The organism is Flavobacterium sp. DG1-102-2 (genome assembly GCF_033042555.1).
Classification (GTDB): Bacteria; Bacteroidota; Bacteroidia; order Flavobacteriales; family Flavobacteriaceae; genus Flavobacterium.
In genome coordinates, this window is sequence record NZ_JAWLIK010000007.1 from 113,419 (window position 1) to 128,919 (window position 15,501).

General features: G+C 41.2%; 16 protein-coding genes. 8 read left to right on the forward strand and 8 right to left on the reverse strand.

All coding sequences use genetic code 11. From position 1 onward, the window contains the following. The first annotated feature begins 33 nt into the window (after positions 1-33). Positions 34-978 carry a bestrophin family protein gene (locus R1T16_RS11585; RefSeq protein ID WP_317501268.1) on the forward strand — a complete coding sequence of 315 codons (945 nt, stop codon included), beginning with the start codon at positions 34-36 and terminating at the stop codon, positions 976-978. 63 nt (positions 979-1,041) lie between these two features. Here the strand turns inward: R1T16_RS11585 and R1T16_RS11590 are convergent, their stop codons facing one another. Further along, entirely contained in the window at positions 1,042-1,323 is a 282-nt protein-coding gene (locus R1T16_RS11590) for a hypothetical protein (RefSeq protein ID WP_317501269.1), read from the reverse strand. Positions 1,324-1,681: 358 nt separating this feature from the next. On the opposite strand from R1T16_RS11590, the gene fabD reads away from it, so the two are divergent. Continuing rightward, the gene (gene fabD / locus R1T16_RS11595) at positions 1,682-2,566 is read left to right on the forward strand and encodes an ACP S-malonyltransferase (protein WP_317501270.1); all 885 of its coding nucleotides are present in this window, start codon (positions 1,682-1,684) and stop codon (positions 2,564-2,566) included. Positions 2,567-2,840: 274 nt separating this feature from the next. Beyond that, complete coding sequence (locus R1T16_RS11600; RefSeq protein ID WP_317501271.1) at positions 2,841-2,984, forward strand: hypothetical protein; 144 nt, start codon at positions 2,841-2,843, stop codon at positions 2,982-2,984. A 54-nt stretch (positions 2,985-3,038) separates the two neighbouring features. Here the strand turns inward: R1T16_RS11600 and R1T16_RS11605 are convergent, their stop codons facing one another. Together R1T16_RS11605 and R1T16_RS11610 are read right to left on the reverse strand one after the other, a co-directional pair. Continuing rightward, positions 3,039-3,488, reverse strand: a complete 450-nt coding sequence (locus tag R1T16_RS11605; protein WP_317501272.1) for a GNAT family N-acetyltransferase — start codon at positions 3,486-3,488, stop codon at positions 3,039-3,041. Next, positions 3,488-4,717, reverse strand: a complete 1,230-nt coding sequence (locus R1T16_RS11610; protein WP_317501273.1) for a 3-deoxy-D-manno-octulosonic acid transferase — start codon at positions 4,715-4,717, stop codon at positions 3,488-3,490. Before R1T16_RS11610 ends, R1T16_RS11605 begins: the two co-directional genes overlap by 1 nt. 100 nt (positions 4,718-4,817) lie before the next feature. On the opposite strand from R1T16_RS11610, the gene R1T16_RS11615 reads away from it, so the two are divergent. Together R1T16_RS11615 and galE are read left to right on the forward strand one after the other, a co-directional pair. Continuing rightward, a complete protein-coding gene (locus R1T16_RS11615) occupies positions 4,818-5,948 on the forward strand; it encodes a DegT/DnrJ/EryC1/StrS family aminotransferase (protein WP_317501274.1) in 1,131 nt (376 codons plus the stop codon). Between the two features lie 77 nt (positions 5,949-6,025). Next, positions 6,026-7,039, forward strand: a complete 1,014-nt coding sequence (gene galE, locus R1T16_RS11620) for a UDP-glucose 4-epimerase GalE (protein ID WP_317501275.1) — start codon at positions 6,026-6,028, stop codon at positions 7,037-7,039. Between the two features lie 67 nt (positions 7,040-7,106). Here the strand turns inward: galE and purT are convergent, their stop codons facing one another. Genes purT through R1T16_RS11640 form a run of 4 tightly spaced genes read right to left on the reverse strand, consistent with a single transcriptional unit; the run spans position 7,107 to position 11,187 of the window. Next, positions 7,107-8,273, reverse strand: a complete 1,167-nt coding sequence (gene purT, locus R1T16_RS11625) for a formate-dependent phosphoribosylglycinamide formyltransferase (RefSeq protein ID WP_317501276.1) — start codon at positions 8,271-8,273, stop codon at positions 7,107-7,109. Positions 8,274-8,319: 46 nt separating this feature from the next. Beyond that, entirely contained in the window at positions 8,320-8,823 is a 504-nt protein-coding gene (locus R1T16_RS11630) for a hypothetical protein (protein ID WP_317501277.1), read from the reverse strand. A 49-nt stretch (positions 8,824-8,872) separates the two neighbouring features. Further along, positions 8,873-10,057 (reverse strand): pyridoxal phosphate-dependent aminotransferase, encoded by a 1,185-nt coding sequence (locus R1T16_RS11635; RefSeq protein ID WP_317501278.1) that lies wholly within the window; start codon positions 10,055-10,057, stop codon positions 8,873-8,875. 35 nt (positions 10,058-10,092) lie between these two features. After that, positions 10,093-11,187 carry an acyl-CoA desaturase gene (locus R1T16_RS11640; protein WP_317501279.1) on the reverse strand — a complete coding sequence of 365 codons (1,095 nt, stop codon included), beginning with the start codon at positions 11,185-11,187 and terminating at the stop codon, positions 10,093-10,095. A 111-nt stretch (positions 11,188-11,298) separates the two neighbouring features. On the opposite strand from R1T16_RS11640, the gene rsmG reads away from it, so the two are divergent. From rsmG to R1T16_RS11655, 3 genes are all read left to right on the forward strand, one after another. After that, a complete protein-coding gene (rsmG, locus tag R1T16_RS11645) occupies positions 11,299-11,928 on the forward strand; it encodes a 16S rRNA (guanine(527)-N(7))-methyltransferase RsmG (protein WP_317501280.1) in 630 nt (209 codons plus the stop codon). 75 nt (positions 11,929-12,003) lie between these two features. After that, positions 12,004-12,894: an AraC family transcriptional regulator gene (locus R1T16_RS11650; protein WP_317501281.1), complete on the forward strand. Its 891-nt coding sequence runs from the start codon at positions 12,004-12,006 to the stop codon at positions 12,892-12,894. Positions 12,895-12,970: 76 nt separating this feature from the next. Beyond that, positions 12,971-13,708, forward strand: coding sequence for an SDR family oxidoreductase (locus R1T16_RS11655; protein WP_317501282.1), 738 nt, complete (start codon positions 12,971-12,973; stop codon positions 13,706-13,708). A gap of 92 nt (positions 13,709-13,800) precedes the next feature. Here the strand turns inward: R1T16_RS11655 and pruA are convergent, their stop codons facing one another. Next, on the reverse strand, positions 13,801-15,426 hold the full coding sequence (gene pruA / locus R1T16_RS11660) for an L-glutamate gamma-semialdehyde dehydrogenase (RefSeq protein WP_317501283.1): 1,626 nt from the start codon (positions 15,424-15,426) through the stop codon (positions 13,801-13,803). Positions 15,427-15,501 lie beyond the last annotated feature (75 nt).

Consider the following 15,501-nt stretch of genomic DNA (forward strand, 5'->3'; position numbering starts at 1 on the left):
TGGAATGCGACCGATTAATTTAATTATCAAATTATGCTTTTAAAGAAAAGAATACCCCTAAAATATGTAATAGGCAAGATCAAGGTTGAGCTTGCCCTTGTTATAGCCTATACGATTGGCTTTGAAGTGATACACCACTTTTACCATGCCATATCTATCAATATACCTATCGCTGTGCCTACTATCATTGGTACCATAATCTCATTGCTTTTGGCATTTAAATCCAATCAGGCGTACGACCGCTGGTGGGAAGCCCGAATGGTTTGGGGTGCTATAGTAAATGATTCACGTTCCCTTATGCGACAGATTATTGCATTTTATAAAGACCCTGATTTTTCGGTAGAGGCAAGCGATTTTAAAGAGCGCTTTGCAAAAAGGCAATCGGCTTGGTGTTACAGCCTTGCGCAGTTTTTAAGAGGTAAAGACCCTATAAAACCAATACGAACATTGCTTAACGAAGAAGAGCTTCGCTTTGTGAAGAACCACAAGCACGTTCCTAACGCTATACTGATGCTGCATGCAAAAGAGCTTAAAAAAGCAAGGGCAGGTAAAAAAATAAATACCTATCAACAAGTAGAAATAGATAACACGCTTACAAGGCTGTGCGATTCTATGGGTAAATGTGAGCGTATCAAGAATACTATCTTTCCAACGACCTACAGCATGTACATTCGTTTTACGCTGTTTCTTTTTATCCTCCTGTTGCCATTTGGGCTTACCGACTATTTAGGCTGGATGCAGATACCGGTTATCGCAACCATTGCAGCAGCGTGCTTCCTGATAGAAAAAATGGCGATACACTTACAGGACCCGTTTGAGAACAGACCTACAGATACGCCTATGATTTCCATTTCTACCAACATAGAAAAGAACCTGATGCAAATGGTTAATGAATACAGGAACGAATTTGAAACAGAACAGGAAGAACTGAAGGGTAAAAGCCCTCAGCCTGTAGATGATAGTTACTTTGTTTTATAAGGCTAATTTTTTTTGACGAAAGGGCCGCCATGCAAATGGCGTTTTTTTTATGTCTTTAATTTTTTATAATCTCTTGTTCCAGTTTTTTGTCAGCCATGCCTTAATCTCCCTGCGGGTTTTTAAATCTTCAGGCAGTTCTTTTCTTATGAGCTGCTCCAGCCTGTTAAAAGCATCAGTGGTCATAAAGCCAGACATTTCAAAAAAATAGTTGATAAGATCCAGCACCTGGTAGCCATTATTCCTGTCAATAATATCATCATTGGTAATGTCACCTTCAATTTTAGCTTTATCAGCCTCAGTCCACGAATAGGTGCATTTAAGGGAAAATTTGTCAAATTTAGGCATAGTAAAATGTAATAAGCCACATGTTATGCAGCGGTGAATAAATAGATGAATTTGGAGTAGTAAATATAGAAATCTACAGGAATTGAATGTAAACCCTTTATTACATTTTTAACAAAAAAAATCCCTCTGTAAATAGAGGGATTTAATTAAAAAAATATTTTAGGAAAACCCTTGTGGGCTTTAATAAGGTTTACCAAAAGTATAGCTTTTTAAAATCGGTTCGACACAACCAAATGTTAATTAAAGTGTTAAATATGGTTTTTAACACAATAAGAGCTAAAACGCCCGAAATATTGCTGCTCCTGAAAAATATGTTACTTTTGCCCTTCAAACAAAACAGAAACAAATACCTAACAGTATGAAAGCATATGTATTTCCGGGACAGGGTGCCCAGTTTACAGGCATGGGTAAAGATCTTTACGAAAAATCTGCCCAGGCGAAAGAACTATTTGAAAAAGCCAATGAGATACTTGGTTTCCGCATTACCGACATCATGTTTGAAGGTACCGCTGAAGAACTTAAAGAAACTAAAGTAACACAGCCAGCTGTGTTTTTGCATTCAGTAATATTGGCTAAAACACTTGGCGAAGATTTTAAACCTGAAATGGTTGCCGGACATTCTTTAGGCGAGTTCTCTGCACTTGTTGCTGCCGGAGCGCTTACTTTTGAAGACGGACTTAAATTAGTTTCGCAGCGTGCTCTTGCCATGCAAAAAGCATGTGAGATCACGCCGTCTACTATGGCTGCTGTTCTTGGCCTTGATGATAAGGTGGTAGAAGATGTTTGCGCTACAGTTGATGGCGTTGTTGTTCCTGCTAACTATAACTGCCCCGGGCAGCTTGTAATATCTGGCGAAACTACTGCGGTAGAAAAGGCTTGTGTTGCCATGAAGGAAGCTGGCGCTAAACGTGCGCTTATATTACCTGTAGGTGGTGCATTCCACTCACCTATGATGGAGCCTGCACGCGAAGAGCTAGCTGCTGCCATTGAGAAAACAACTTTCAGCACTCCTGTTTGCCCTGTATATCAAAATGTACCGGCAAGTGCGGTGACTTCTCCTGACGAGATTAAACAAAACCTTATCATACAGCTAACTGCTCCGGTAAAATGGACGCAGTCGGTACAGAATATGGTTGCTGATGGCGCTACTTTATTTACTGAAGTTGGTCCGGGTAACGTACTGCAGGGACTGGTTAAAAAAATTGCCCCTGAAGCACAAACAGCAGCGGCTGTTTTAAGTTAAGAGCTAACGGTGGTCGGTATTCAGAACGCGACGTTATGTCATCGCGACGAACGAAGCGATCTTTAAAGATTCATATTCTTCCATTTTCAAAATGACAAATAGAATCAGTATATAAGATATGTATCATTCTGAATAAAATGCAATGGAATATAGAATCTCTACTATTTTATAGATTTTTTCCATCTAAAAAGTAATAGTGTACACTCATAAAAAAATCCCCAAGCAAAAGTTTTGGGGATTTTTATTTTATATATTTACTGTAAACCATATCGTTATGAAAATCAAAATCTTTTTCCTTATCGCGATAGTTGCCTTTGCAATAACGGGTGCAGCAATATTTGTAAATGCTTCAAATGAGAACAGGGAGAACTGTGAATTGAGCAAAGGCAGCAATATAGACAATGTTACTTTAAAATAAAGATTGCCGTGCGTTACTGCTGTTTGCCTACAATGACGAAGAAGCACGACGTTTTTACTGTACCACTAGCTTCATCAGCCCACGGTTGTGTATTTCATAACCTTTAGCAAGATATAGCTTTTGGGCAGCGCTATTGTGGCGTTCTATTTCAAGGTAAATTATCTTAACGGATAAGGCCTTCGCCTGCCCGGCTACAAAATCAAGCGCCGCCTTACCAAAACCGAGTCCGCGTGCGCCAGCCGAAATAAAAAGCTCATCCAGAAAGGCAATTCTTCCTCTGTATTCAAAAGAAAAAACAAACGTCATAATTACATAGCCTACAGGTTCATTCTCTTTTAAAATTGTCCATCCCCTGCCTAAACTTTCATTTTCAAGGAATTCAAGCATCAATTCGCGAGATACATTAGCGTCGATCGGATAGTTGTCTATAGCATAAAAATCCTCCATCATGGCAACCACGATTGGGATATCCTTGCTTTCTATGGGCCTGAAAATAGCTTCCATTAGTATTCTATGTTTTTAAGGATGATATTTACTGCGCCACGGTTCATGCTTACAAACGTACCTGCAATATGGCCTGTTTCTTCGCGCACATCATCGTTGTATACAAGAGAAGATAGGGCGTCGTTCATCTCATTCTCGTCTTTGACCGCAATGCAGCCACCCATGTTTACCAAGGCCACCGCTTCAGGAAATTTGGTATGGTTAGGGCCAATTATTATCGGTACGCCAAAAGCAGCAGGTTCCAGTATGTTGTGCAGCCCGGCGGTACCAAAGCCGCCGCCTACATACGCGACATCGGCATAACTGTAAATTTTCGTCAGTATGCCTACGGTGTTGATGACAAGCACATCATAATCGGCAAGGTTTTTTCCTTCTTTTTCAGAGAACAAAACCACCTTTTTTGTCAGGCTGTTTTTTATTGCAGCAATATGATCTTCGCCTGTGGTATGTGGCGCGATTATAAATTTGGCGTTTGCCGCGCTATTAATAAAGCCGGTAAACATAGCTTCATCCTTAGGCCAGGAGCTGCCAAAGACCACAGCTGTTTTGCCATCTATAAATTCTTCAACAAAAGGAAGGCTGTTGTCGCGTTTCAATATTTCGCTTACACGGTCATAGCGTGTATCGCCGCTTATGGTTACATTGTTAAAACCTATACTTTGCAGCAATGTTTTAGAACTTTCATACTGTACAAAAAAGTGATTGAATGCTTTAAGCGCCTTTCTGTAAAAACCGCCATACCACTTAAAGAAAACCTGGTCTTTCCTGAAAAAGCCTGAAATAAGATAAACCTGCGCCTGTGTCTTTTTAAGTTGGGTAAGGTAGTTAGGCCAGAATTCGTATTTAATGAAGAATACTTTTTCGGGCTTTACTATAGAAAGAAACTTTTCGGCATTTGCCAGTGTATCCATAGGCAGGTAAACAATAACGTCGGCTGTTGTTGCGTTTTTACGTACTTCATACCCTGATGGCGAGAAGAACGTTAGTACGATCTTATGTTCGGGTTGCGCCGCCCTTACTTTTTCCATAACAGGAAGCCCTTGTTCATATTCGCCAAGCGAGGCGGCGTGAAACCAGATGGTCTTATCATCAGGTTGTAGTTTTTGTTCCAAAGTGGTAAAGACAGACTTTCTGCCCTCCACAAAAAGTTTCATCTTGGGGCTGAAAAGCGCCACGATATTCAGGGTATATTTGGCGATTGTAACAAGGATATTGTAGAGAAAAAACATAGGCTTAAAATTGAGTCGCTAAATTACATACTTTATACTATTTTCATTGGCAGGCAGTCATTAAATTAGTAGTTTTGCGTTGATTAATAATTTCACAAACATGAAAAAAATCCAAATGGTTGACCTGAAAAGTCAGTACGACCAGATTAAAGATACAGTTAATGCTTCTATACAGGAAGTGCTTGATACAACAGCCTATATTAATGGCCCTCAGGTGCACAGCTTCCAGAAAAACCTTGAAACTTACCTTAATGCAAAACATGTGATACCATGCGCTAATGGTACCGATGCCCTTCAGATCGCTATGATGGGCCTTGACCTTAAACCGGGTGATGAAGTTATTACTGCCGATTTTACTTTTGCCGCTACAGTAGAGGTTATCGCTTTGCTTCAGCTTACTCCGGTACTGGTAGATGTTGAGCCGGATACTTTTAATATTTCTATCGATGCTGTAAAAAAAGCGATTACTCCTAAAACAAAAGCGATAGTTCCTGTACATCTTTTTGGCCAGTCGGCCGATATGGAGGAGATCATGGCGCTTGCTGCCGAACATAACCTTTATGTAATTGAAGATAATGCACAGGCCATAGGTGCTAACTATAAATATGCCAACGGTTCTAAGAAAAAAGCAGGTGTTATAGGCCATGTGGCTTCTACATCATTCTTCCCGTCTAAGAACTTAGGCTGTTATGGCGATGGCGGTGCCATCTTTACTAATGATGATGAACTTGCACACAAACTTAGGGGTATCGTAAATCACGGTATGTATGTGCGTTATCACCACGATGTTGTAGGTGTTAACTCAAGGCTGGATAGTATTCAGGCGGCGGTGCTTAACGCAAAACTGCCAAATCTTGATACATATAACGATGCAAGACAGACTGCCGCACAAAAATACAGTGATGCCCTTGCAGGACACGCTAATATCGTAACTCCGGTTATCAAAGGAGACAGGGATAGCCACGTATTCCATCAATATACATTACGTATAATTAATGCTGACAGGGACGGACTTATGCAGCACCTGCTAGACAAAGGTATTCCTTGTGCTATTTATTACCCGATACCATTACACAGCCAAAAGGCATACGCCGATTCTCGCTATAATGAAGCTGATTTCCCGGTTACCAACCAATTGGTGAAAGAAGTGATCTCTTTACCGATGCATACAGAGCTTGACGATGAGCAGATTAAATTTATTACTGACAGCGTTTTGGAGTTCCTTAAATAATATTAGATTGATGGCTGCCCGTATATTCGGCAGCCATTATCATATAACCAATACTTAATCAATCCAAAAAACATTTTATGAAAATTCTTGTAACAGGCGGCCTTGGCTTTATAGGTTCGCACACCGTTGTAGAGCTTCAGAACGAAGGCTTTGATGTCGTTGTCATAGACGACCTTTCAAACTCTTCTCTTGAAGTGCTTGACGGAATTACTGCCATTACAGGCAAAAAACCTGATTTTGAACAAATAGACCTTCGTGAAAAGGCAGCGGTAAAAGATTTCTTTAAGAAATACAGCGATGTGTCGGGTATTATTCACTTTGCGGCATCAAAGGCGGTAGGCGAAAGCGTAGAGAATCCGCTATTGTATTATGAAAACAACATTGGCGCTTTAGTATACCTTTTGCAGGAACTTCAGGCTAAACCGGAAGGGCATTTTATATTCAGCTCTTCATGTACCGTATACGGACAGGCAGAAAAAATGCCAATTACAGAAGATGCACCTATACAAACTGCGATGTCTCCTTATGGGAACACAAAACAGATTGGTGAGGAGATAATTCAGGACGTAGCAAAGGTAAGCGGCATAACTTCTATATTGCTTCGCTACTTTAATCCTATTGGCGCCCATGAGTCGGTTAACATTGGCGAACTTCCTAAAGGAACTCCGCAAAACCTAGTGCCGTTCATTACACAAACTGCAATGGGTTTACGCAAAGAACTATCGGTTTTTGGCGAAGATTACCCAACACCGGACGGTACCTGCATACGTGATTATATTCACGTGGTAGATCTTGCCAAAGCACACGTTAAAGCCCTTAAGCGCCTTGTGAATAAAGACAACGCCGATAAAGTTGAGATATTCAACCTGGGCACAGGAAAAGGCAGCTCTGTACTTGAAGTGATTAACGCTTTTGAAAAAGTAAGCGGGCAAAAACTAAACTACAAGATCGTAGACAAACGTGCAGGCGATATTACGGAGGCTTACGCGGATACAAATAAAGCAAACAACGTTTTGGGATGGAAAGCAGAGCTTTCGCTTGACGAAGCACTTGCATCTGCCTGGAAATGGGAGCAGAAAATACGAAGCTAAGACAAAGTTTCAACGCATAAAAGAACCTAAGCATTGCTTAGGTTTTTTTGTTATATGTTCTGTCAGGTTAAGCGTGTATCTTAACCAACGCAGCAGCTGCTTTTGCTTTCTCAACAATACCTTCAACCGGAGTATCTACAGCATCGCTAACCAATGCTACTCCCATACGTCGGTATGGTCTTGATGTTGGCTTGCCAAAAAGCCTGAAATCGGTTTTAGGTAGCACAGCAATCTGTTCTACACCGGTAAAGGTTGGGTTGTCGCTGTTTTCTGAAGCCAGCATAACAGCACTCGCTCCGGCTCTCTCTAAAGTGATCTCTGCAATTGGCAGGCTGAGTATCGCACGCAGGTGCAATTCAAATTCATTAAAATTTTGTGTTCCCGCAAGCGTTACCATTCCTGTGTCGTGCGGACGCGGAGAAAGTTCTGAGAAGTAAACACCTTCATCTGTCAGGAAAAACTCTACACCAAAGATACCTGCACCGCCAAGGGCCTCGGTTACTTTGCGCGCCATATCCTGAGCTTCGGCAATGGCTGCATCATTTACATTAGCAGGCTGCCAGCTTTCCTGGTAGTCGCCACGCTCCTGCCTGTGGCCTATAGGTGCACAAAAAAGGGTAGGGTTGTTGTTTTGTGTAACGGTAAGAAGTGTAATCTCAGAATTGAAATTTACAAATGCCTCAACAATAACTTCTACAACATCGCCACGCGAACCTTCAACAGCATATTTCCATGCTTTTTCTATATCTTCCTGTGTCTTAATGGTAGACTGCCCTTTACCGGATGATGACATCAATGGCTTAACCACGCAAGGCATGCCTACTTCGGCAACAGCCTCAGCAAGCTCTTCGCCCGATGTAGCATAACGGTAATTGGCAGTACGAAGGCCAAGGTCTTTTGCAGCAAGGTCTCGGATGGCCTTACGGTTCATCGTAAAGTTGGCCGCCTTAGCCGATGGTACCACCTTAATGCCTTGTTTTTCGTAATCGTAAAAGCGCTCTGTACGTATTGCTTCTATTTCAGGAACTATAAAATCAGGATTGTGTTTTGCTATAATGGCATCAAGCGCGTCGCCGTCAAGCATATTGATTACTTCAAAACCGTCTGCCACCTGCATTGCCGGCGCGCCGGCATAACTGTCTACGGCAATAACCGTCTGGCCTATGCGTTGTGCTGCAATTACAAATTCTTTACCAAGTTCTCCTGATCCTAATAGTACTATTTTTTTCTGCATTGTATAGTTGTAGTTGATGTAATTAAAAGTGCTAATTTACAAACTTTTAGATTTGCTCCTTTGTTTTTGGGGGTGTTTTCAGTCTGAGTTTTGTCAGCTGAACTACTGCGAGTCCGCCCGTGATTGTAACAACCGCTGCGGTAAAAGAAAAGAAAATGATCATTGCAATAAGCGAGTAGGGCACGATAGCCAAAAATGCGGCTTCACCAATGCGCAGCCATTCTGTAATGACAGCAATAAAGTAAATGGCGCAAATAAAAAGGAACAACCTTAGGGTAACTTTGAAAGTAAATAAGAAGCTCGTTTTTAAAACATCATTCTTTTCTAAGGCCGGAGCTATCATTTTGCCGGTCTTCCACAATATCAGGGCTAGGGCAGCGGCGATTAAAGTCCACACCATCGGGTTCCAGAACAGTTTAAAGCTGGCCAGTTTCAGGAGAAACCTGAAAGGATAAAATTTTGATGCCGACAGCGCCATTGTGCCCATTGCCAAACCTATCGGGAGGCCAATAAGCAGTGCAAATAAAGAGCCTGATTTTTCTGTTTCCATGAAGCAAAAGTATAAAAAAAGTCCCGCTCTGTGGCGGGACTCGGTATATTTAAGCTAAGGCTTCTTTTATTCGTCGTAGCGCTTCCGTTAAGATGTCTTCGCTTGTAGCGTAAGAGAAACGAATGCAGTCTGGGTTACCAAAGGCATCGCCCGTTACAGTTGCTACATTTGCATATTCTAAAAGGTACATTGAAAGATCGTCAGCATTCTTGATGGCTACACCGTTAAGTGTTTTTCCGAAGAATGAAGAAACGTCAGGGAATACATAAAATGCACCTTCCGGAGTGTTGATCTTGATACCCGGAATTTCTTTTAGTAATCCTACAACAAGGTCCCTGCGGCTATGGAAAGCCTGAACCATCTCTTTTAGTACAGAAGGATCTGCATCCAGGGCAGTAATGGTGGCTTGCTGTGCAATACTGTTTGCACCGCTTGTTACCTGTCCCTGCATTTTTGTACACGCTTTTGCGATGAACTCAGGAGCACCGATGTATCCGATTCTCCATCCTGTCATGGCAAATGCTTTTGCGACACCGTTTACAGTAATGGTCCTGTCAAACATTCCCGGGATTGTTGCGATACTGCAAAAAGTTCCGGAGAAGTTGATATGCTCATAAATCTCATCTGATACGATGTAGATGTTAGGGTATTTTTCAAGCACTTTAGCAATAGCAGTAAGTTCTGCCTCATTATAAACAGATCCGCTTGGGTTACATGGCGAACTGAACATGATAAGCTTGGTTTTTGGCGTAATCGCCGCTTCAAGCTGCTCAGGTGTTATTTTAAAATCACTTTCTACAGATGTAGGCACTTCAACAGGATTAGCTTCTGCCATTTTAACCATTTCTGAGTAGCTTACCCAGTATGGTGCAGGAAGGATGCATTCGTCGCCTGGATTAAGCATTACCTGGCAAACATTGTAAAGTGATTGTTTTGCCCCGGTAGAAACTACAATGTTTGCAGGTTTGTAATCAAGATTGTTATCTCTTTTAAACTTGCGCACAATAGCGTCTTTAAGTTCAGCGTAACCGTCTACAGGGCTATAGGTGCTGTAGTTTTCGTGTATGGCTTTTATGGCAGCTTCTTTAATGAAATCAGGTGTGTTAAAATCAGGCTCGCCAAGGCTAAGGCTGATTATATCTTTTCCCTGTGCTTTAAGTTCGCGGGCTTTTGCAGCCATAGCAAGGGTTTGTGATACAGATAAGTTGTTGATTCTGTCTGAAAGCGGATTCATCGAATAGAATGTTTTTTGGAGTTATGTTTTTTTAATTAATTCAAAGCAGGTTTCATTCCCAGTTCTTTTAGGTGCCTGAAGTGGGCAATTACTGCGCCTCTCATGGTCTTGAACTCATGGTACGGCAGGTTGTGTTCTTTTGCTGTTTCTTTTACGATCTTGGCAATATTGCCGTAATGGATATGGCTGATATTTGGGAATATATGGTGTTCTATCTGGTGGTTAAGGCCACCTGTAAACCAATTGATTATTCTGTTTTTTGGAGCAAAGTTAGCTGTAGTATACAACTGGTGTATTGCCCATGTGTTTTCCATCTCTCCATTTTCATCAGGTAGTGGGTTGGCAGTTTCTTCAACTACGTGCGCCAATTGGAATACCACGCTTAAAATTAGCCCTGCTACATAATGCATAACAAAAAAGCCTACAAGTACTTTCCACCATGTGATGCCTAAAAGTATAGGGGTCACTATCCATACCATGATATAAATTATCTTGGTAATTACTAATACCGTCCATTGTTTTACAGGGCTCTGGAATTTACCATACGAAAGGCCTCTTTTGATATAACGCCTCATTTGTTTGATATCTGTAGTTATCGCCCAGTTGAAGGTTAATAGTCCGTAAAGGAAAATAGAATAGTAGTGCTGAAATTTGTGAACTTTCATCCATTTTGCATCCTGAGTAAAACGGATTATACGCCCAGCATCAAGATCTTCGTCATGACCGTGTATGTTGGTATAGGTGTGGTGAAGCACATTGTGCTGTACCTGCCAATTGTTTACGTTTCCGGCCAAAAGGTAAAGGCTCCCGCCCATAAATTTGTTAAGCCATGATTTGTCTGAATACGAACCGTGGTTGCCATCGTGCATAACATTCATGCCGATTCCTGCCATGCCAATTCCCATAATTACGGACAGCAAAAGCTGGATCCATAACGGCATATCGAGCGCAAGGATAACAAAATAGGGTGTAAGCAAAAGTGAAAACATGATAACAGCTTTAAGGTGCAGTTTCCAGTTTCCTGTCTTTTTTATGTTGTTCTCTTTAAAATAATCATTTACCCTTTTGTTAAGGGTACGAAAGAATTTTACCGAGTCGTTTTTAGAAAATATAGGTGGGTTTATTTGCATAACAGGTTTATAGTCTTGGGTTTCAAAGGTAACCATTAATGAAGTTGTAAACGCAAAAAATTAGGCAAAATTTCATCACCAAAATGATTACTTTTGTTCAAAATTAAAAAGATGCAGGAGATACTTAAGCATTTTCCTAACCTTACTGAGGTTCAGATTGATCAATTTACAAGACTGGAAGAATTATACAAAGAGTGGAATGCTAAAATAAATGTGATTTCGAGAAAGGATATAGACGAGCTCTACACAAGACACGTGTTACATTCGCTGGGTATTGCAAAGGTAATGGATTTCAGGCCGGGCGCCAGCGTTATGGACGTAGGTACCGGAGGAGGTTTTCCGGGAATCCCGCTTGCTATACTATATCCTGAAACTAAATTTTACTTAATAGATATCATTGCCAAGAAGATAAAGGTTGTGCAGGAAGTGGCTAACGGCCTTGGGCTTAAAAATATGAAGGCCGAACAAAAACGTGCAGAAACAGTAAACAAAGAATTCGACTTTATTGTAAGCCGTGCCGTTACTAATATGCCAGACTTTGTAAAATGGGTAAGAGGTAAAGTAAAAAAAGACCAGAACCACGACCTGCCAAATGGGATACTGTATCTTAAAGGAGGAGATCTTACTGAAGAGCTTTCTGTTTTTCAAAAAGTTACTACATATAACCTGTCGGACTTTTTCGAAGACGAATTCTTTGAAACCAAGAAGGTTGTGCATCTTGCCATGAAATACAAAGTGTGATTTGGCTTTGATAATTGTTTTCGCTCCCTGCTTCAAAACAAATTATACTGACTTAAAAATTATTAGCTTTGTACAATGCAGACACTTACCGAATCTAATATTCCCGTCTATACTCTTGAAGAGGGCGGCCATTATGGTGAAAAGTATTTTGAAATTGCCAAGTGTGTTGGGCTTACAAGCCACCAGAAGGATTACTTTTTTGTGCCGCACCGCAACAACTTTTACAAGTTGATATTAGTAAGGGAAGGTAATAGCAGGCATTGGGTAGATATGGTGCCTTTTACCGTAAAGCCTAACGCTTTTTATTTTTCATCGCCGCAGCATATAGTACTCAAAGAGGAAAATTCATATAGCGATGTGGTGGCCATTTGTTTTACCGATGAATTTTTAGAAATTGAGGAAAACAGGATGCTTCGCAAATTGCCGATAATACAGAATTTGCAGAATGAGCATGAACTAGTGTTGTCAGATGAAGATATTACGTATTTAAATGATGTTATTGATAAGCTTATTGCAGAGTACAAGCACGAAAACGGATGGCGCAACAGCATGCTTTCGGCTTACCTGCAGGTAATGCTTATATATTTAAGCAGGATATATACAGAACGGTTTGCGGACAATAATTTGCATGAAAACCGTGAATTGCTAAAGAGATTCCAAAGCCTTATTACCGAAAATTTCAACACTATACACGATGTGGCAGGGTATGCCGCAATGGTAAACCTTTCCGCCGGTCATTTTAGTGAACTTATAAAAGTTCAAAGCGGAAAGACTGCTATGCAGCACATCCACGAACGTTTGCTGCTGGAAGCAAAAAGACTTTTATTTCATACTCAAACATCTGTAAAAGAGATTGCGTTTCAATTAGGTTTTGAGGATGCTTCTTACTTTAACCGCTTCTTTAAAAGGCTTACATCTGCTACCCCGGCAGAGTACAGGTCTTCAATCCGCGAAATGTACCATTAATCCCTGACGGAGTGCAATCTCTCTAAAGTCGCTTCCATATAATTTTGCTTTTATAATTTATAAACAGCATTTTAATATGAAAACAGCACTTATTACAGGCGCAAATAAAAGCATTGGGTTTCACACGGCGCGCTTACTGCTGCAACAAGGATTTCATGTATTTATTGGTAGCCGTACCTTAGAAAACGGACAAGACGCCGTCAATGAACTTAAAGCTGAAGGCTTTGAAAACGTAGAAGCCGTTCAACTGGATGTTACCGATGATGCTTCAGTAGCTTCAGCACGCGAAACAGTAGGTAAAAAGACCGATGTGCTTGACGTACTTATAAACAATGCGGGTATAAGCGGCGGGCTCCCACAAACTCCGCTTGAAGCACCTATAGAAATGTTTCAGTCGGTATATGATACAAATGTATTTGGAGTAGTTCGTGTTACGCAGGCTTTTGTGAGCCTGCTTCGCAAATCTGCCGAACCAAGAATAGTAAACGTTACCTCGGGACTCGGGTCGCTTACCCTTAGCGCCGACCCAACCTGGATATATTACAATATGAATGGCGGTGTGTACAACTCTTCTAAAGCCGCGCTCAATATGTACACCATAAAACTGGCGTATGAGCTACGCGAAACTCCTTTTAAAGTTAATGCCGTTGATCCCGGTTATACCAAAACCGATTTTAATCACCATAATGGTCCGGGCAGGGTTGAAGATGCCGCTTCACGCGTGGCAAAATACGCACTTATTGATGCCGATGGGCCAACAGGGAAATTCTTCAGCGAGGAATCGAATCCTGAAACGGGATATATTCCGTGGTAAAACAGGATTGTAGTAGTATTAAATCATTTTCTACAAATTGAGCTAAAAAAAATCCTTTCCTGTTTTAACGGGAAAGGATTTTGTTATTTAGATTATCCTAAGGAAGGATACCTGTAATCTGTTGGCGGAACTAAAGTTTCTTTGATTGTTCTTGGCGATACCCAGCGAAGTAAGTTCAGTATAGAACCTGCTTTGTCGTTTGTGCCTGATGCCCTTGCACCGCCAAATGGCTGCTGGCCTACGACAGCACCTGTAGGTTTATCATTGATGTAGAAGTTACCCGCAGCATTTTCAAGTGCTTTAGCAGCTTCCTCTATAGCATAACGGTCCTGGCTAAATACAGCGCCAGTAAGTGCATAAGGCGAAGTTTCGTCTACAAGCTGAAGAGTCTCCGTCCATTTTGCATCTTCATAAACATATATTGTAAGTACAGGGCCAAAAAGCTCTGTAGACATAGTGTCATACTTAGGGTTTGTAGTAACAATAACAGTAGGCTCTATAAACCAACCCACAGATTTGTCATACGTTCCACCGATAACTACTTCTGCATCCGGAGCGGCTTTAGCAGCATCGATAGCAGCAGCAAGCTTGTCAAAAGAACCCTCGGTAATTACTGCAGATACAAAGTTGGTAGTATCTTCCGGAGAGCCCATTTTAAAAGAAGCAAGGTCTTTTGCAAGGTGTTCTTTTACGGCAGGCCAGATAGACTGCGGTATATAAGCTCTTGAAGCAGCAGAACATTTTTGTCCCTGGTATTCAAAAGCACCCCTTGATAGGGCAGTGGCAACCTGTGCAGGAATAGATGACGGGTGGGCAAGAACGAAATCTTTACCTCCTGTCTCGCCTACTATCCTTGGGTAGGTTTTGTATTTGCTTATGTTTTTGCCAATGTTTGCCCAAATGTCGTTAAATACACCTGTAGATCCTGTAAAGTGGATACCTGCAAAATCAGGGCTTGCAATAAGAGTATCTGTAATCATGCCTGCGCTGCCGTTGATCATATTGATCACACCATCAGGTAATCCTGCAAGTTTAAATACTTCCATGATAACATTTGCACTAAGCATTTGCGTTGCGCTTGGTTTCCAAACCACCACGTTACCCATAAGGGCAGGAGAAGCAGGTAGGTTACCGGCAATAGCAGTAAAGTTAAATGGAGTGATTGCGTACACAAATCCTTCAAGTGGGCGGTGTTCCATCCTGTTCCAGATACCTTCAGACGATGCAGGCTGTTCAGCATAAATCCTTGTCATGAACTCTACGTTGTAACGTAAAAAGTCAATGAATTCACAAGCCGAATCAATTTCTGCCTGATGAACGGTTTTAGCCTGGCCTATCATTGTAGCAGCATTAATTTTAGCGCGGTAAGGACCTGCTAAAAGATCGGCAGCTTTAAGGAATATAGAAGCCCTGTGTTCCCACGCCAGTGCAGCCCATTTCTTTTTAGCAGCAAGCGCAGCAGCGATAGCTTTTTCTACGTGCTCTTTTTCGGCATCGTGAAAAGTACCTACTACTTTTTTATGGTCAAATGGAGGGTTTATTGTTCTTGTTTTTCCTGTGCGTATTTCTTCGCTTCCTATGTATAAAGGCACATCTGTGCTGGCATTATACAATTCTTTAAAAGCGGCAAGTACCTGCTCTCTTTCTTTAGATCCGGGAGCATAGCTTTTAACAGGTTCGTTAATAGCTTTTGGTACAAGATATATTCCTTTTGGCATAGTATAAGATAATTTTAAAGGATTAAATTAAAGTAGTGCAAATGTACAATAAATTATTAATCCTGTATTTGCAAA